14 protein-coding genes are annotated in these 18,225 nt (G+C 69.4%); 4 read left to right on the top strand and 10 right to left on the bottom strand.

The window, feature by feature from the left end:
- Nucleotides 1-146 precede the first annotated feature (146 nt).
- Together EV675_RS11095 and EV675_RS29850 are read left to right on the top strand one after the other, a co-directional pair.
- On the top strand, nucleotides 147-1,133 hold the full coding sequence (locus EV675_RS11095) for a hypothetical protein (RefSeq protein ID WP_130357293.1): 987 nt from the start codon (nucleotides 147-149) through the stop codon (nucleotides 1,131-1,133).
- 139 nt (nucleotides 1,134-1,272) lie between these two features.
- Entirely contained in the window at nucleotides 1,273-2,253 is a 981-nt protein-coding gene (locus EV675_RS29850) for a hypothetical protein (RefSeq protein ID WP_207221939.1), read from the top strand.
- Nucleotides 2,254-2,308: 55 nt separating this feature from the next.
- On the opposite strand, the gene ettA is transcribed toward EV675_RS29850, so the two are convergent.
- Both ettA and EV675_RS11080 read right to left on the bottom strand, forming a co-directional pair.
- The gene (ettA, locus tag EV675_RS11085; RefSeq protein ID WP_130357292.1) at nucleotides 2,309-3,982 is read right to left on the bottom strand and encodes an energy-dependent translational throttle protein EttA; all 1,674 of its coding nucleotides are present in this window, start codon (nucleotides 3,980-3,982) and stop codon (nucleotides 2,309-2,311) included.
- 112 nt (nucleotides 3,983-4,094) lie between these two features.
- Nucleotides 4,095-5,063 carry a Bug family tripartite tricarboxylate transporter substrate binding protein gene (locus EV675_RS11080; protein ID WP_130357291.1) on the bottom strand — a complete coding sequence of 323 codons (969 nt, stop codon included), beginning with the start codon at nucleotides 5,061-5,063 and terminating at the stop codon, nucleotides 4,095-4,097.
- A 141-nt stretch (nucleotides 5,064-5,204) separates the two neighbouring features.
- Between EV675_RS11080 and ggt the strand changes: the two genes are divergently transcribed.
- Entirely contained in the window at nucleotides 5,205-6,791 is a 1,587-nt protein-coding gene (ggt, locus tag EV675_RS11075; protein ID WP_130357290.1) for a gamma-glutamyltransferase, read from the top strand.
- On the opposite strand, the gene yccS is transcribed toward ggt, so the two are convergent.
- Nucleotides 6,788-9,022, bottom strand: a complete 2,235-nt coding sequence (gene yccS, locus EV675_RS11070) for a YccS family putative transporter (RefSeq protein WP_130357289.1) — start codon at nucleotides 9,020-9,022, stop codon at nucleotides 6,788-6,790. The two genes, ggt and yccS, sit on opposite strands and share 4 nt — an antisense overlap.
- Before the next feature lie 185 nt (nucleotides 9,023-9,207).
- On the opposite strand from yccS, the gene EV675_RS11065 reads away from it, so the two are divergent.
- Nucleotides 9,208-10,179, top strand: coding sequence for a thymidylate synthase (locus tag EV675_RS11065; RefSeq protein ID WP_130357288.1), 972 nt, complete (start codon nucleotides 9,208-9,210; stop codon nucleotides 10,177-10,179).
- A gap of 7 nt (nucleotides 10,180-10,186) precedes the next feature.
- Here EV675_RS11065 and EV675_RS11060 read toward each other — a convergent pair whose 3' ends face one another.
- Genes EV675_RS11060 through EV675_RS11030 form a run of 7 tightly spaced genes read right to left on the bottom strand, consistent with a single transcriptional unit; the run spans nucleotide 10,187 to nucleotide 18,216 of the window.
- Nucleotides 10,187-11,185, bottom strand: a complete 999-nt coding sequence (locus EV675_RS11060) for a Bug family tripartite tricarboxylate transporter substrate binding protein (RefSeq protein ID WP_130357287.1) — start codon at nucleotides 11,183-11,185, stop codon at nucleotides 10,187-10,189.
- A 35-nt stretch (nucleotides 11,186-11,220) separates the two neighbouring features.
- Entirely contained in the window at nucleotides 11,221-12,051 is an 831-nt protein-coding gene (locus EV675_RS11055) for an aspartate/glutamate racemase family protein (protein ID WP_130357286.1), read from the bottom strand.
- A 17-nt stretch (nucleotides 12,052-12,068) separates the two neighbouring features.
- Nucleotides 12,069-13,724, bottom strand: a complete 1,656-nt coding sequence (locus EV675_RS11050; RefSeq protein WP_165404535.1) for a class I adenylate-forming enzyme family protein — start codon at nucleotides 13,722-13,724, stop codon at nucleotides 12,069-12,071.
- Nucleotides 13,721-14,869: an acyl-CoA dehydrogenase family protein gene (locus EV675_RS11045; protein ID WP_165404534.1), complete on the bottom strand. Its 1,149-nt coding sequence runs from the start codon at nucleotides 14,867-14,869 to the stop codon at nucleotides 13,721-13,723. The genes EV675_RS11050 and EV675_RS11045 overlap by 4 nt, the downstream gene beginning before the upstream one ends.
- A gap of 1 nt (nucleotide 14,870) precedes the next feature.
- Nucleotides 14,871-15,266, bottom strand: coding sequence for a Zn-ribbon domain-containing OB-fold protein (locus EV675_RS11040; protein ID WP_130357283.1), 396 nt, complete (start codon nucleotides 15,264-15,266; stop codon nucleotides 14,871-14,873).
- Nucleotides 15,263-16,408 carry a thiolase family protein gene (locus EV675_RS11035; protein WP_165404533.1) on the bottom strand — a complete coding sequence of 382 codons (1,146 nt, stop codon included), beginning with the start codon at nucleotides 16,406-16,408 and terminating at the stop codon, nucleotides 15,263-15,265. The genes EV675_RS11040 and EV675_RS11035 overlap by 4 nt, the downstream gene beginning before the upstream one ends.
- A 2-nt stretch (nucleotides 16,409-16,410) precedes the next feature.
- Nucleotides 16,411-18,216: an acetate--CoA ligase family protein gene (locus EV675_RS11030; protein ID WP_130357281.1), complete on the bottom strand. Its 1,806-nt coding sequence runs from the start codon at nucleotides 18,214-18,216 to the stop codon at nucleotides 16,411-16,413.
- Nucleotides 18,217-18,225 lie beyond the last annotated feature (9 nt).

Here is an 18,225-nt window from a genome sequence, read left to right as displayed (position 1 = left end):
AAGGCGGATGATTGCTGACATCTGGCAAATTGACGGCGTTTGCGCATCCCCGTTTTGGGGGATGCGTCTGCAAGAACCCCACCCCCATACTCGATCCATCGACAACATGCGCGGCAAATCCGCGCGATTTCCGGGGGGAATCCGACATGAACACCACAATCAAGACAGCCGGCTCCATCCTTGCCCTGTCCATCCTGGCCGCCTGTGGCGGCGGCGATGGCGCCTCGAGCAGTTCGGGAGGCAACGGAGGGGGCGGAGGCGGAACGCCGCCGGCCAAATACACCAAGCAGCAACTCGAATGGGCCAGCCATGAAAGCGTCTATGCGGCGTTGGGCGTCACCCAGATCCCGGGTTTCATCGCCGACCTGGCCATCGATTTCGTCGGCTACGCGGCCGCAGAAGACATCACGACGGACACCGCCACATGCGATGGCGCATCTCCGGGCAAACTCGTCGCCACGCTTACCGACACCAACGGCGACCACAAGATCGGCAACGGCGACAAGGTAGTCTTCGATTTCGACAACTGCCATCTTGAAGACGAAGACCTGCTGCTGGACGGCGTGGTCACCGTCACGTTCAGCGGCGTGTCCGGCGACGTCCTGGACGAAGCGACCTCTTCCGCCGTTACCATGACCCTCCCTCTAACGGGCTTCAAGCTGGATGGCAGCGAGACGCTCGACGGCACGGTCGTCATCGCCTACAAGCATGACAGCAAGGGGACAGCAAGCGACAACGACGATACCTACTCGTATAAGACCACCGTCGCGCAACTGGACATCGCCCGCTCGGACGGCGGCAAGAGCTACGCCACGCGCATCGAAAACTATCTCAGCGACTACGTCTACGACTACGCCACCGACCTGAACACGTTCTCGGCGATCAGCTATGGCACCAGCGGCACCGACCCGCTTCTCGGGTCGTTCGACTACGACGTCACCATGACCACGCCTCTCGTCTACTGGGAACACTCCGATACCGGTGAACCCGATGCGGGAGCCTTCAAGACGGTTACCGCAGCCGAAACCTTCACGACTACCTTCGTCCCCAATGACGGCAAGGGGCAGGTGAAAATCGAATCGACCTCGGGTGTCTCGTCGACGATGGACTTCTCCGCCTTCGACGATCTCTGACCTCCCGGCTTCCAGGCAACTCCTGCAAGCGGCCCGGCTCTTCTCCGGGCCGCTTTCGTTTCAAGCAGGACTTTAGTCCAATGCGCCGCGCGGCTGCCGCAGGCAAGATGCTCTCCAGCCATTTCTATCGGGGGGCACCATGAAATCAGGATTGAAGACCGCCGGCGCGCTGGCGCTGACCACGCTGCTGGGCGCATGCGGCGGGGGCGACGGAGACGCAGGCAAGGACAGCGGTGGCGGCACTCCCGTGCCGATGAGCCAGGCCGAACTACGCCTGTTCGCTGGCGGCGCCTACGAAACGGGCCTGTTCCTGCCCTACTTCGCAATGGGCTTCATCAACAGCCTGCTCGACCACGTCGGCGACGGCATGCCCGACGAACCGCAGCCGTGTGCGGACGGGCAAGGCAGCCGCACGTCGGTCTACGTCGACGCCGATCGCGACGGCAAGATCAGCGCCGGGGATTCGTTGACGATAGACATGACCGATTGCGCCACGCGCGGCCTGGGCGATGCGCTGAACGGGCGGGTCAGGATCGCGGTAAAGGAGATACAGGGCGACATCCTGAACGCGTTCAACACCGTGGGCGTTTTCACCCTGGAAGTCCCGGAACTGAAGCTGTCGGCCAGCGAATCGATGTCGGGCACGCTGCAGGTCCGGTTCGAGCAGACCACCCACGACGTCCCCGAGGCCTCGGCCGGCATCGAAGACGTCGAGGAGACCATGGAAGTCAGCCAATCCGGCGGCGGCGATTTCAAGCTGCGCTACACGGAAGACGGCAAGGACTATGAACAGGCCATCAGCGGGTACGACAGCAAGTCGCACTTCCTGTATGCGACCGGCACGGAACGCTACACCGCCCTGGGGTTCACCCATCGCGGACAAGGTGTCACCCTGGGCGCCTTCGACTACCGCATGGCGCTGGTCGACCCGCTAGTCACCGTCTATGACAAGGACGGCAGCACCCCTGGCTCGATAGCCGGCCGCTACACCGTGGAGACGCGCGGTGAAACGATCACGACGACCTTCAGCAGCCCGACCGCGGGCACCAGCGACGTCCGGATCGAGTCTTCCTCGGGCGTAAGCTGGAGCGGCTCGTCCGACGACGAGGGCGATCTCTGAGCTTCAGGCGCCGCAAACGGCGAGGCCGGGCCTGCCACGCAGGCCCGGGCATCCGCTACTTCAGCGGTTTGAACCGCACCCGCTTGGGCTTGGCCCCTTCCTCGCCCAGGCGGCGTTTCTTGTCGGCCTCGTACTCCTGGTAGTTGCCGTCGAAGAACACCACCTGCGAGTCGCCCTCGAAGGCCAGGATGTGGGTGGCGATCCGGTCCAGGAACCACCGGTCGTGGCTGATCACCATGACGCTGCCGGCGAACTCCAGCAGGGCGTCCTCCAGCGCGCGCAGGGTTTCCACGTCCAGGTCGTTGGACGGTTCGTCCAGCAGCAGCAGGTTGCCGCCGGCCAGGAGGGTCTTGGCCAGGTGGAGCCGGCCGCGTTCGCCGCCCGACAGGTTGCCGACGGTCTTGTTCTGGTCCCCGCCCTTGAAGTTGAAACGGCCCAGGTAGGCGCGCGACGACATCTCGAAGCGCCCCACCGTCAGGATGTCGGCGCCGTCGGCCACGGCGTCGAACACGGTCTTGCCGTCTTCCAGCGCGTCGCGCATCTGCTCGACGTAGGCCAGCTTGACGGTCCCGCCGCGCACGACTTCGCCGCTGTCGGGCTGCTCCTTGCCGGCGATCATGCGGAACAGGGTCGACTTGCCGGCGCCGTTGGGGCCGATGATGCCGACGATGGCGCCGGCCGGCACCTTGAAGCTCAGATCGTCGATCAGCAGGCGATCGCCATAGCCCTTGCTGACGTTCTTGAACTCGATGACCTCATTGCCCAGGCGCTCGGCCACGGGAATGAAGATCTCGGAGGTCTCGTTGCGCTTCTGGTATTCGTGCGAGCTGAGTTCCTCGAAGCGGGCGATACGCGCCTTGGACTTGGCCTGGCGCGCCTTGGGATTCTGGCGCACCCACTCCAGTTCCTTCTTGATGGTCTTCTGGCGGGCGGATTCGTTGGCCTCTTCCTGCTTGAGGCGGTCTTCCTTCTGTTCCAGCCAGGAGCTGTAGTTGCCCTTCCACGGAATGCCGTGGCCCCGGTCCAGTTCCAGGATCCATTCTGCGGCGTTGTCCAGGAAGTAGCGGTCGTGGGTCACCGCGACCACGGTGCCCGGGAACTTCTGCAGGAACAGCTCCAGCCAGTCCACGCTTTCCGCGTCCAGGTGGTTGGTGGGCTCGTCCAGCAGCAGCATGTCGGGCTTGGACAGCAGCAGGCGGCACAACGCGACGCGGCGCTTCTCGCCGCCCGACAGGTGGCCCACCACCGCATCCCAGGGCGGCAGGCGCAGGGCATCGGCGGCGATTTCGAGCTGGTGCTCGATGTCGTCGTTGCCGCTGCCGCTGCCCGCCGCGATGATGGCCTCGAGCTCGGCCTGCTCGGAGGCCAGCGCATCGAAGTCGGCGTCGGGTTCGGCGTAGGCGGCATAGACCTCGTCCAGCCGCTTCTTCGCGGTGAACACACCACCCAGCCCGGTCTCGACCGCCTCGCGCACGGTATGCTCGGGATCCAGCTGGGGTTCCTGCGGCAGGTAGCCGATGCTCAGGTTGGCCATGGGGCGCGCTTCGCCCTCGATGTCCTGATCCACCCCGGCCATGATCTTGAGCAGCGTGGACTTGCCGGAACCGTTCAGGCCCAGCACGCCGATCTTGGCGCCCGGGAAGAACGACAGCGAGATGTCGCGCAGGATCTGCCGCTTGGGCGGCACGATCTTGCCGACGCGATTCATGGTGAAGACGTATTGGGCCATGGATGGACGACGAAAAGGAAAAATGGGCGCGGGGCCGGCCAGGCCGGCCCCGCTGTGACGAAGCAGACAGTGTAGGCCGGTTCGCGCGGGAAAGGCGAACCGGGGGCCGGCGCTACTCCAGCTTGATGCCGGCCTGCCGGATGATGTCGCGGTTGTTGTCGTACTCGGCGCGGATCAGGCGCGCGAACGCCGCCGCGCTGCCGCCGGTGGGCACGTTGTCGCTGTCCACCAGGCGCGCGCGCAGGTCCGGCTGCGCCAGCGCCTTGTTGATTTCGGCGTTCAGCCGGTTCAGCACCGCCTCGGGCGTGCCCGCCGGCGCGAACACACCGAACACCGACATCAGGTTGGCCTTGGGAAAACCGGCCTCGGCGAAGGTCGGCACGTCGGGCAGCAGATCGATGCGCTCGGGCGCGCCCACGGCCAGCGGCCGCAGCTTGCCGGCCTTGATGTGGCCGTTCAGCACTGGGCCGAGATTGGTGGACAGCAGCTCGAACTGGCCGCCCAGCGCATCGTTCTGCTGCTGGCCGCCGCCCTTGTAGGGAATGTGGGTGATGTCCACGCCGGCCGCGCGCTTGAACTGCTCCAGCGTGATGTGGCCGACCGTGGCCAGGCCCGAGGTGCCCCAGCGCAGCGCACCCGGGCGGCTGCGCGCCTGCTCGACCACGTCGGCCAGGCTCTTGCCCTGGAACGCCGGCGTGCCCAGCAGCACTACCGGCGAATACATCACGCTGGCGACCGGCGCAATGTCCTTGAACGGATCGTAGTTGACCCGGCCCAGCAGCGGATTCAGGGACAGCGGGCTGATCGAGGAAAAACCGACGGTATGGCCGTCGGGCGCCGCCTTGGCGACCGCGTCCATGCCCAGGGTGCCGCCGGCGCCGGCCTTGTTCTCGACGATGACGGTCGTGCCGAGCTGGCCGCCGAGCTTGTCGGCCAGGGCGCGCGACACGATGTCGCTGACTCCGCCGGGCGGATAGGCGACGATGATGCGCACAGGCTTGGCGGGCCAGGTCTGGGCCGTGGCGGCGGTGCCGGCCAGCGCCAGCAGGCCGGCGCACAGGGGAAGCAGGATACGGTTCATGGTGGTAACAAGGAAGCGGCCGCGACGAAAGCCCCGGATGGCGCGCCGGCGCGGCCCGGCGGACGGCGTCCATTGTAGTGGAGTGCCGCGGCCCGGCCCTTGGTATGCTGTGCTCCGGGACGACTACCGGTAAGCGACGCCATGCTGCCTTTCGACTGGAATTTCCCCTATCCCTCGCAGAAGATGCCGCTGCTGGCGGCCAACGCCGTCAGCACCAGCCAGCCGCTGGCCTCGCAGGCCGGCCTGCGCATGCTGTACGAAGGCGGCAACGCCGTCGATGCCGCGCTGGCGGCCGCCATGGTGCTGACCGTGGTCGAGCCGGTCATGAACGGCATAGGCGGCGACCTGTTCGCCATCGTCTGGCACGAGGGACGCCTGCACGGCATCAATGCCAGCGGCCGCTCGCCCGCCGCCTGGACCCTGGACCACTTCCGCGGCCGCGCGGCCATGCCGGTCACCGGATGGGACGCCGTCACGGTGCCCGGCCAGGTCGCCGGCTGGCGCGCGCTGTCCGAGCGCTTCGGCAAGCTGCCTTTCGAACAACTGTTCCAGCCCGCGCTGCACTACGCCAGGGAAGGCTTCCAGGTCACGCCGCAGATCGCCCGCCTGTGGGCCCGCCAGGCCCCCAACCTGGCCAGGGAACCCGGCTTCGCCGAGGCCTTCTTCCGCGACGGCCGCACGCCCCGGGCCGGCGACCGCTGGCGCTTCCCCGAGCAGGCCGACACCCTGGCCGACATCGCCCGGACCGGCGGCGACAGCTTCTACCGCGGCGCGCTGGCGCAGAAAATCGTCGACTTCGCGCAGCGCACCGGCGGCGCGATGACCCTGGCCGACCTGGCCGCCCACGAAGTGCAGTGGGTCGAACCCCTGCGTCAGGATTTCCGCGGCTACACCCTGCACGAGATCCCCCCCAGCGGCCAGGGCATCGCCGCGCTGGCCGCGCTGGGCATGCTGGAACGCCTGGACCTCGAAGGCATGGGCCTGGACAGCCCCGCCATGTACCACGCCATGATCGAGGCCATGAAACTGGCCTTCTCCGACCTGCACGAACACGTCGCCGACCCCGCCGCCATGCGCCTGGGCCTGGCCGACCTGCTGGACCCCGCCTACCTCGCGCAGCGCGCCGCCCTGATCGACCCCACGCGCGCCGGCACCCCCACCGCCGGCACCCCCAAGCTGGGCGGCACCGTCTACCTGGCCGCCGCCGATGCCGACGGCACCATGGTCTCGTTCATCCAGTCCAACTTCCAGGGCTTCGGCTCGGGCGTCGTGGTCCCCGGCACCGGCATCTCGCTGCACAACCGCGGCATCGGCTTCAACCTGCGCCCCGGCCACGTCAACTGCGTCGCCCCGTCCAAGAAGCCGATGCACACCATCATCCCCGGCTTCGTCACCCGCGCCGGCCAGCCCGTCATGGCCTTCGGCGTCATGGGCGGCTCGATGCAGGCCCAGGGCCACATGCAGATGCTGGTGCGCCTGGGCGCCTTCGGCCAGAACCCGCAGGCCATGAGCGACGCCCCGCGTTTCCGCGTGGAGCCCGGCGAGGTCCGCCTGGAAGCCCACACCCCCGCCGCCGTGGTCGACGGCCTGCGCAAGCTGGGCCACACCGTCGAGGTCTCGGAGCGCCACAGCCTGGACTTCGGCACCGCCCAACTGATCTACCGCAGCGACGAGGGCTACATCGCCGCCTCGGACTCCCGCCGCGACGGCCAGGCCGTCGGGTACTAGCGCCCACCCCCGCCCGGGGCCTCGGCCCCGGCGGCCTCTTCCTCCTCCACCTCCCGGCTCTCCAACCGGACCAGCCGGCTCCCCACCTTCCGCAGCGGTCCCAGCACGCCCCCGATCAACCCCAGCTGCGTCAGCACCAACCGGTGCCCGTCATCGGCATCGTCCTCGGGCAACTGCTCCAGCGCCCGCGCCAAGGCCCCTTCCTCCTCGCTGCTGGCCGCCAGCCCGCCCTTCCCGGCCAAGCCCGCCGCGATCCCGTCCAGCGCGTCGATCACCCCCATCGTCATCCGCGCGATCTGCGCATCGCTCGCATGGTCCGACAGGCTTTCCCGATGCGCCCCCAGCCCCGACAGATAATTCAGCAAGGTATGCGACAACGTCAGGAAGCGCAGCCCCGCGTCGGCATCGCGCCGGAAATGCCCCGGCTCGGCCAACATGTTCGACATCGCCATCGACAAGGCCGCATCCGCGTTGTGCGCGTTGCGCCGCGCCAGCCGATAGGCCAGGTCGTCGCGCTTGCCCGTCTCGTACTGGATCATGATCTCGCGCAGATACCGGCTGTTCGCGGCCAGCGCCCTGGCCGCCGCCTGCGTCAGCCGGCGCCCCTGCCAGTCCGGCATCACCACCAGCACAGCCAGCCCCGCGATCCCCGCGCCGATCAACGTATCCACCAGACGCGGCACGAACAGATCGTAGCCGTTGCCGATCTGGTTGAAACACAGCAGCACCAGCACCGTGATCGCCGCCGTGCCGATCATGTAGCGGGTGGAACGCGTGGCAAAGAACGCCACCCCCGCCACCACCGCGAACAGCGCCTGCACCAGCAGGCTGGAGAACAGCTTGAACAGCACCCACCCCACCAGCAGCCCCAGCACCGTGCCCAGCACCCGCTGCACCAGCCGGGTACGCGTGGCGCCATAGCTGGGCGCGCAGACGAACAGCGTGGTCAGCACGATCCAGTAGCCCTGCTGCGGATGGACCAGGTGCAGCATCCCGTAGCCCGCCGCCATCGCCAGCGTCAGCCGCACGGCATAGCGGAACACCGGCGCGCCCGGCGTCAATTGCAGCCGCACGCGGTCGAAGGCCTCGCCCACCGACTGCGGCGACCGGTCCAGCAGGCTGTTGTCCTGCTGCTGCTCGTCCAGCTTGTCGGGATTGCTGGCGCTGCCCAGCCGCCGGTCCAGCTCCGCCAGGTTGGCCGACAGCGCCCCCACCGACCGCAGCAGCCGCGCCCACTCGGGCCGGCCCTGCCGGCGCAGGTAGTCCAGCGAGGCGTCCAGGTCGGCCCGCGCCTGCCGCGCCTCGTCGCCGGCATCGAAGGGCTGGCGCATCCGGATCGCCCGCGCCAGCCGGCGGCAGGCCTGCCCTTGCAGGCCCAGCAGCCGCTGGCAGCGGAACATGATGTCGCTGTGGAAGAAGGCGTCGGCCAGTTCGTCATAGGGATAATGCGAGGAACTGGCGCGCTCGTGCACGTCCTGCGCGATGAAATACAGCCGCAGATAACGGGCCGTCTTGCGGCCCGGCCGGCTCTGGCCCAGGCGGCTGAAGATGCTTTCCTTGGCCGCGTTCAGCGCCACCACCACCTTGCTGTTGAGCTGCGCCAGCTCCAGCCGGCGCGCCTCCAGGTCGATGCCGCGCACCGGCTCGAACAACGACGCCTTCAGCAGCAGGTAGTCCCCCAGCACGGCGTACAGCCGCGCCAGCCGCTGCTGCACCGGCTGGTGCACGAACAGCGCCGCCCACAATACCGACAGCAGGCCGTACCAGGCCGCGCCGGCCATCAGCAGCGCCGGCTCGTGCCAGAAGCCGCCCTCGCCCCGGCCCTGCTCCACGCCTATGGTGGTGTAGATGGCCAGGATCAGCGTCGCATACCCGATGGCGCGATAGCGCTCGCCGATGGCTCCCAGCATGGTCAGGCAGAACGTGGACAGCACCATCCCCGCCAAGAACAGCCACGGATGGGGGAACAGCGCCTTGACCGCGACGGCCGCCACGGCGAAGCAGGCCAGCGTGACGACCTGGGCCAGCAGCCGGCCGCGCCAGTTGTCGTCGGTCTCGGCCAGCGCGCAGGCGATGACGCCCAGGAACGCCGGGATGACCAGGTCCATCCGGTCGTGCCACCAGCACAGCGCCATGACGCTGGCCAGGGCGATGAACACGCGCAGGCTGTAGACGAAGGTGTCGTGCGCCCAGAGGCGGCGCAGGGTATCGGGAATGGAGGCGGAATGCATCGATGCGGCAGGGGGGACGGACAGACGTAACTATCGCATGCAGGACTCGTGCCAGGGTCCCCGGCCTGCAACGCCCGGCCCGGGTTGCGCGGTCTTCGCGCCACCTGGCCGCCCCCGGGGACATGCGATAATCATGGCTGGCGGGCGCCTTTCGCCCGGCCGTCGCATCTGTGCAGCCCAGGCCCATGAAACAATACCTCGACCTCGTCCAATCCGTCCTCGACAACGGCTCGTGGCAAGTGAACAGAACGGGCATCCGCACCCTCAGCCTGCCCGGCGCTTCGCTGCGGTTCGACCTGCGGCAGGGCTTCCCCGCCGTCACCACCAAGAAGCTGGCGTTCAAGTCCGCCATCGGCGAACTGGTGGGCTTCCTGCGCGCCTCGCGCAGCGCCGCGGAGTTCCGCGCGCTGGGCTGCAAGGTCTGGGACCAGAACGCCAACGAGAACGCGCAATGGCTGGCCAACCCCTACCGCGAAGGCGACGACGACCTGGGCCCCGTCTACGGCGTCCAGTGGCGCCAGTGGCCGGCCTACAAGGTGCTGGACGCGTCGCGCGCCGCCCGGTTGCAGGACGCACTGGGCCGCGGCTATGCCCGCGTGGCCGAGTTCGACGAAGACGGCACGCGCAAGGTGCTGCTCTACAAGGCCGTCGACCAGTTGCGCCAGTGCCTGGACACCATCCACAGCAACCCCGGCGACCGCCGCATCCTGTTCCATGGCTGGAACTGGGCGCAGATCGAGGAAATGGCGCTGCCGCCCTGCCACCTGCTCTACCAGTTCCTGCCCAACGCGACCACGCGCGAGATCTCGCTGTGCCTGTACATCCGGTCCAACGACATCGGCCTGGGCACGCCGTTCAACCTGACCGAGGGCGCCGCGCTGCTGCACCTGGTGGGCCGGCTGACCGGCTACCAGCCGCGCTGGTTCAGCTACTTCATGGGCGATGCCCACATCTACGAGAACCACCTGCCCATGCTGCGGGAACAACTGACCCGCACGCCCTTCCCCGCGCCGCAGCTGGCCCTGTCCGACCGCATCCCCGACTACGCCGTCACCGGCAAGTACGAGCCGGAATGGCTGGAGCGCGTGGAGCCGGGCGACTTCTCGCTGGTCGGATACGAACACCACGCGCCGCTGACGGCGCCCATGGCCGTCTAGGGCAGGGTCACTCCGGCGTCAGCCCCGCTGCCTTCACGCCCTCGCGCCACCGGGCCAGGTCCGCCTGGATCTGCTCGGCATAGCGCCGGGGCGTCGTGCCTTCCGGCGCCAGCCCCAGCCCCTCCAGTTGCCGCGCGACGTCCGGCAGCTTCACGATGGCGGCGATCTCGCCCTGCAGCTTGTCGATGATCGCCTGCGGCGTCCCGGCCGGCGCCATCATCCCGTACCAGGAATTGATCTCGTAGTCCGGAAACCGCTCGGAAATGGCCGGCAGTTCCGGCTGCAGCGCCGACCGCCGGCGCGTGCTGACCGCGATGCCGCGCAACTGCCCGCTTTTCAGATAGGCCACCGCCCCCGAGATGTTCAGGAACGCCATGTCGATCTGCCCGCCCAGCATGTCCGTGATGACGGGGGCCGCGCCCTTGTACGGCACGTGCAGCAGTTCCACGCCCGCCTTCTTGCCCAGGATCGCCCCCGCCAGGTGCGTGGTGCTGCCCGGCCCCACCGACCCATAGGACAGCTTGCCGGGATGCGCCTTGGCGTAGGCGATGAGTTCGCCCAGGTCGTGGATGGGAAGCTGCGGCCGGACCACCAGCACCAGCGGCGCGGACACCACCTGGGTGATGGGCGCCAGGTCCTTGACCGGGTCGTAGGGCATGTCGCGCTGCAACGCCGGGCTGATAGTGATCGGCCCCACGTGCGAGAACAGCAGCGTGTAGCCGTCCGGCCGGGCGCGGGCGACCATGGCCGAACCGATCACGCCGTTGGCGCCGGCGCGGTTCTCGACCACGAACTGCTGCCCCAGGCGTTCGGACAGCTTCTGCAGGATGGGGCGCGCCACGGCGTCGGCCGGACCGCCGGGCGTCCAGGGATTGATGACGGTGACCGGACGGACCGGATAGGACTGGGCCAGGGCGCCGCCGGCAACCAGCAGTCCGGCAACCAGCGCCGCCCAAGGCCGGCGCGGTGGGTGGCGCCCGGCGGGACGCACGCATTCGATCGACATGACAGGTCTCCTTTATCGTTGTTCGCGTCCCGCGTTCAGCACTCGGGAATCCTGGCGCCGAGATCCGACACGCCGTAGAACTGCAACACCTGCTCGAAGCGGCGCGGATCCGGCGACTGGTGGAAGTAGCCATGGTTGCTGGGCCGCATGCCGCTCAGGCGGCGCAGGTCCACCATCATCTCGGCCATCTTGAACGAGACGGCCAGCCCGTCGACCACGGTGGCGCCGCCTATCCGGTCGACTCCCGCCTTCGACAGCAGCAGGTTCATCGGCATCTCCCCCGGCACGATGACGTCGGCCCCGGTCTCGCGCACCAGCTTCTCGCCCTGCTCGACGATGCGGGCCACCACGGCATCGCGTCGCGACGGATCCATGTGCCCGGCCAGCACGTCCTTGAAGGACACCCCCGCGTGCTCGATGCCGGCGAAGCGGTTCTCCAGCCCCCAGTGGCGCAACTGCTCGGGCCAGAAGTCCAGCCTCTCCTTGATGAAGAACAACATGCCGGCGCGCCGGCCGTACAGGCCCGCCAGGTTGAACGCCGCCTCGCCGTAGCCGACCACGGGGATGTCGACGATGGTCCGGATCTCGCGCGCCATCGGGCCGGCGATGCTGGCCAGCACCATCGCGTCGAAGCCCTGCCGCTGCGCCTCGCGCGCCGCGGCCAACCATTGCAGGCCGTGCATCCAGTACAGCACGCCGTAGGCCAGGTCCGAGCCCGGATAGTCGCTGGTATAGGTGCCGGGTATCTGCCCGTGCAGGACGACTTCGGTATCGGGCCGGACCACCTCGCCTATGCGCAGCTTGAGCGCGTCGGCGTAGGCCGGCAGGTCCTGCAGTACGGTAAAGCTCTGGTGCCAGATGCGCATGATGGTTGCTCCGGGGATCAGGGGATAGAGGCTTCGCGCCGGCGCGCCCACTCGCGCAGGACGTGGCGCTGCAGCTTGGAACCGTTGGCCGCCGTATGGTAGGGCAGCTCGTCGACGAAATAGACGGCCCGCGGCGTCTTGAAATTGGCGATGCGCACGCGGCACCAGGCGATCAGTTCATCCGCGCCCGCCGACATGCCCGGATGCAGCTTGACGAATGCCACGGGCACCTCGCCCAGCCGCGGATCGCTGCCGGCCGCGACCGCGACGTCGGCGACAGCCTCGTGGGTCCGCAGCAGCTCTTCGACCTCTTGCGGCGCCACGTTGAAACCGCCCACCTTCAGCATGTCCTTGAGCCGGCCCACGTAGAACAGGAAGCCGTCCGCGGTCCGCACGCCCAGGTCGCCGGTATGGAACCAGCCGTTTCGAAACGCCGCGGCGGTGGACTCGGGATCGTTGTAGTACCCCCGCATGACCGTCGGCCCGCGCACCACGATCTCGCCTTCCTGCCCCGCCGCTCTGTCCTGGCCGGAAGCGGGGTCGACCACGCGCACCTCGACGCCGTCGGCCACGCGGCCGCCCGCCCTCACGCTGACCTCGAACGCGTCGTCCAGGCGGTTGTACAGGATCATGGGATTGGTCTCGGTCATGCCGTAGGCATGGATGAAACGGTGGATGCCCAGCCCGGGCCCCATCTCGCGCGCCAGCGCCTCGTCCAGTCCGGCGGTGAAGGCGATGGTGGCCCGGCGTTCGGGTTCGCCGCCCGGGGGGTGGAGCCGGCACGCCGCCATCAGTTCGCGTACCTGCACGTCCACGCCATGGATCACGGTGCAGCGCTGCGAGCGCAACAACCCGGCCGCTTCGTCCGGCCGGTAGCTGTCCTGGAAGACCAGCCGCGCGCCGGCGCCCAGCGTGGACAGGACCTTGTTGGCGCCCCCCGAAATCCCGAAGAACGGGTACAGCGTCAGCACGCCCTCGCCCGGCTCCAGCTCCAGCCAGCGCCCGCCTCGCACCGAATGCGGCAGCAGGTTCGCATGGGTCAGCGGCACGCCCTTGGGGAACGAGGTCGTGCCCGAGGTGTAGAACAACGCCGCGACGGCATCGGCGTCGTCCGCGCGGGGCGGCGCGCCACGCTCGCTCAGCCGCCGGCGGCCCGCTTCGAGCAGGTCCGCCGTGTCCCGCGCATCCGCGGCGGGCGCCGTATGCACGCCGATCACGGTCTCCAGCGCCGGCAGCGCCGCATCGGCGCGGGCCTCGGCGATCTGGCCGGCGTAGTCGTGGCCCAGATAGCTGCCCATGGCGATCAGCGCGCGGGCGCCGGAATGGCCCAATACGTGCCGCAGCTCGCGGCCGCGGAACCGCGGGTTGACCGGAACGAACACCGCCCCCAGCCGCGTGACGGCGAACAGATACAGCACCCATTCCGGAAAGCTCGACAGCATCACGCCGACCCGGTCGCCCGGCCGCACGCCTTGCCGCATCAGCGCCCATTGCAGCGCGCACGCATCGCGCGCCAGTTCCGCGTAGGTCCACCGGCGCAGGCCGGGACCATGCTGCCGGTCGCTGGCCACCAGGGCCAGGCCATCGCCGAAACGCGCGCCGATCTCGTCGGCGAAGCGCCCCAGGGTCCAGCCGTCCACGTCGGCCAGCGGCCCGTTCGCGGCCGCGGTCATGCGAACATCTCCCGGCCCAGGCATGCCCGCGCGATCTGATTCTTCTGGATCTCGCTCGTACCCTCGCCGATGCGAAAGGCGCGGACATCGCGGTAGATCATCTCCACCGGCGATTCGGCCATGTAGCCCGCGCCGCCCAGCAGTTGCAGCGCGCGGTCCGCCACCCGGCCCCCCATCTCGGTAGCCGACAGCTTGGCCATGGAAACCGCCGCGCGGGCGTCCACCCCCCGGTCCATCTCGCGCGCCGCCGCATAGAGCAGGGCGCGCGACTGCTCGATGTCCACCGCCATCTCGGCCACCATCCATTGCAGGCCCTGGAAGCTGCCCAGCGCCCGCCCGAACTGCCGCCGCACGCGCAGGTGTTCGGTCGCGTAGTCGTAGGCGCGCTGGGCCATGCCCACGCAGTGCGCGGCCACGCCTATGCGCGACTCCAGGATGTTGGCCAGCCCCAGCCGCAGGCCGTCGCCGATCTCGCCCAGCACGTTCGCATCGGCCACGAACACCTCGTCGAACACCAGCTCGCACACGGGATAGCCGCGCCATCCCATCTTGCGATGCACGCGCCCCACGGTGAAACCCGGCGCGCCTTGCTCCACCACGAAGGCGGCCGGCGCTTCGCCGTCGCCCCGCCGCGCCTTGGCGATCACGATGATCCGGTCGGCATGGTTGCCGTGCGAGATGAAATGCTTGGTGCCGGTCAGGCGCCAGCCGCCTTCGACGCGGACCGCGCGGGTCCGGATGGCCCCGGCATCCGATCCGGCGCCCGGCTCGGTCAGGGCGAAGGCCCAGACCTGCTCGCCGCGCACGGCGGGCGCCAGCAGGCGTTCGCGCTGCTCGCCGCGGCAGGCCAGCAGGGCCTTGGGCGGACGGCCCGCCATGTCGGCCAGCGCCACGCTCGCCTGCCCCAGTTGTTCGCGTATCAGGACCTGCGCCAGATAGGGCAGCCCGGGGCCACCGGCCTCTTCCGGCATGTTGAAGCCGAACAGGCCCAGTTCCACCGCCTTCGCCCGCAGGCCGCGGGCCAGATCGGGCGGCATGCGGTCGGCGCGCTCCACGTCTTCTTCGTGGGGCCACAACTCCTTCTGCACGAACTGGCGCGCCAGATCGGCGAACTGCACGAACTCCGCGGGGATCAGGTAATCCATGTCAACCTTCTGCAACGACGAATACGGGTATCGATACGGCCGGTTCGGGCGACGGAGCGAAGCGGCAGCGCACCCGCAGGCCCGTACGCAGCGCGCCGGCGCCGGTGCCGACGATGCGGGTGAACAGGCGCACGCCTTCATCCAGCTCGACGAAGGCCACGACGTAGGGCACGTCGGCCTGGCATTCAGGCCGCGGTGCGCGAGTCACCACGCTCCAGGTCGACAGACGCCCGCCGCCGCTGGCCTCGCGCCAGTCCGGCGCGCCGCCGCAATGCCGGCAGGCGGCGCGGGGCGGCCATTGCCACGTCCCGCAATCGACGCAGCGAGGCAAGAGCAGCACGCCCCGCCCGGCCGCCTCGCGATACGGCGCCAGCCGTCCCGAAGAAACGGAAATCATCGCGGCGCTCCCAGCAGCAGTGCGCCGTGCGTGGCGAACACGCCGCCCATGCCATGCGCCAATGCCAGCCGCCTTTCGCCGGCCTGGCGCGCGCCGGCTTCGCCGCGCAATTGCACGACCGCCTCGACCACGTTGCCGATGCCCCCGGCCCGGGCGGGATGGCCGTGCGACAGCAGGCCGCCGTGGGTGTTCACGGGCAGCGCGCCCACCGGGCCGAAACGGCCGTCCAGGAACCCCCTGCCCGCCCGTCCCGGCCCCGCCAGCCCCAGGTCCTCCAGGTTCACCAGCATGGCGATCGTGAAGCAGTCGTAGACCAGCGCCAGGTCGATGTCGTCCCGGTCTGCCCCCGCCTGCCGCAATGCCGCCTCGAGCGCCCTGCCGGCCGAGAATGACGTCAGCGATGCGGCCGCCGACAGATGCATGTGGCCGGCGGCGAATCCCGCGCCCCGGACCGGCACCCGGCGCGCGCCCGGCACCCCGGTCACCACCAGCGCGCCGCCGCCGTCGGACACCGGCGCGCAGTCCAGCAGACGCAGCGGATCGGCGATCAGTCGGCTGGACCGATGGGCCGCCGCGTCGATGGCCTCCCGGTGATGCGCGTTCGGATGCGCGGCCGCGGCCGTCCGGTCATGGACCGCCACGGCGGCCAGTTGTTCGTCGGTGCCGCCCCAGCGCTGCGCATAGGCACGGGCGACCAGCGCGAACATCGCGGGAACGGTGGGACCGTAGGGCACTTCCCATTCCGGATGCACCGGCCCCGCCTCGGCCAGGGTCTTCACATAGGCGTCCCGCGACGCGGCGCCCAGCGGCATGTCGGCGGCCACGATCAGGACCGTGGCCGCGCTGCCGCCGCGTATCAGGCCGCGCGCGGTCTCGACCATCGCCATGGGCGCCGCGCCGCCGGCTTCCAGGGTCCAGGCCACGGCGGGTTCGATGCCCAGGTGTTCGGCCAGGGCGGCGGCGTGGATCAGATAGAGGTCGGTGCGGGGCGGGACCGTCAGCACCGCGTCCACCTGCGCCAGTTCCATGCCGGCGTCCTCGAGCGCGCGGCGGGCCAGCTCCGCATGCAGCGCCATGGTGTCCGGCAAGGGCGACCGGCCCTGCGGCAATTCCCCCACGCCGGCGATGTAGGCCTGGTCCATGATCAACCGGCCTGCGTCTGGCGCCGGAACGCCGCGCAGACCGCCACCCGTCCGTCGGCGCCGCCGAACTCGACCCCCAGTCCATGCACGCCGGGAGACTGTTCGTAGGCCCTTACCACGGTGGCCAGCGCATCCTCGATATCGACCGGCTCGGCCGGCCATTCCTGCAACTGTTCCCCCAGGTCGTCGACCAGGGCCAGCAGGTCCGCGCCGGTAGCGGGCAGCGCGCGCACCACGCGGTGCGTGCCGACCCGGTACGCCGGCAGCCAGTTGGCCATGATGACCGGACCGAAGTCCCTGTCCCGCGCGATCTCCACCCGCAGCCAGGGTACGGCCGACGCCGAGACGTCCAGCCCGTGGCGCGCCAGCAGCTCGCCCGCCTGCCGGCCATGGACGGCCCGTGCGTCCGCCGTCCGCGCCGGCAGCGGCGGCGCGGGCACGGGTTCTTCGGCCGGACGGCAGGCGATCCGCGCCAGCGCGCGCAGGCACAGCTCGGGATCGAGCAGCACGGCAATGCCGTGCTCGGCCAGGGCCGCGTGGACGTCGGGCGCCAGCGGCACGCCGCAGCACACCACCATGGCCTTGCCCGTGGCGTTCACGAACTCGATCAGCATGGGGTAGTAGCGGTCGATGATGGGCCGCCCGAACAACATCCAGACGTTGATGCTGTCGTCCTCGCGCAGCGCCGCCAGCGTGTGCCCGAGGATTTCCCCGCGCGCCACCACGTCGGCCGACAGGTCGACCGGATTGCTGGACGAGCCGTAGACCGGAATGCCGCGATCCAGCGTCTGTTGCAACGCGGGCGGCAGTTCGGGCAGCTCCAGCCCCGCCTGGATCACGTGATCGGCGATGACCGAGCAGGCGCCGCCCGAGGCGGAGATGATGCCCACGCGCGGCCCCAGCCGGTCGCCCACGCTGGTCAGCAGCGTCATCACATAGCTCAGTTCCGACAGCGACACCACCTGGATCACGCCCAACTGCCGGAAGACGCCCGCGTAGACGTCGCGGTCGGTGGGATGGCGGGCGGTGTGCGCGATCGTGGAACGCACGGAATCGGGATACTCGCCGGCCTTGAGCACGACGATACGCTTGCCGGTGCGCCGCGCCGCCTCGGCGGCGGCGATGAACTTGCGCCCGTCCCGTATCCCTTCCATGTAGCAGATGATGGTGTGGATGTCCGGGTCGGCGCTGAAGTGGGCGATGAAATCGGCCGTCTCCAGCGTGGCTTCGTTGCCCAGGCCTATCCAGTAGTCCACGCCTATGCGATTGAGCTGGAGCGACGAGAAGATCAGGCCGCCCACGCTGCCGCTGTGCGTGACGATGGCCACGCCGCCGCGCTGGCCGGTGTCCCGGCCGTACCAGTCCGCGAAGGTCAGCGGCAGCCGCTTGCGGAAATTGACCATGCCGACGGTGTTGGGCCCGACCACGTGCATGCCGGTCTCGCGGCACAGGTCCTGCAATCGCGCCAGGCGGGCCCGCCCTTCGTCGCCGCTGCGCCCCTCGCCGAAGCCGCCCGTCATCAGGACGCAGAACCGGACGCCGCGGCGCGCCGCCGCCTCGATCGAATCGAAGGCGGCGGCGATGGGCACCACGCACACCAGCAGATCGACCGCTTCGGGCAAGGCCTCGACCGACGGATAGCACGGCATGTCGGCGATGGTCTCGTAGCGGGGATTGATGGGGTAGACCCGCCCCTGGAAACCGCTGCGCGACAGAAAGCCCAGGATCATCCCGGACAGCTTCGAGGGATCGGCCGACGCCCCCGCGATGGCGACGGAACGCGGCTCCAGCAAGCCTTGCAGATTCATGACTAGGTT

The organism is Pigmentiphaga kullae, from assembly GCF_004216695.1.
Taxonomy (GTDB): domain Bacteria; phylum Pseudomonadota; class Gammaproteobacteria; order Burkholderiales; family Burkholderiaceae_B; genus Pigmentiphaga; species Pigmentiphaga kullae.
The sequence above is the reverse complement of the archived record's forward strand: the minus strand, read 5'-3'. Positions and strand labels throughout refer to the sequence as shown.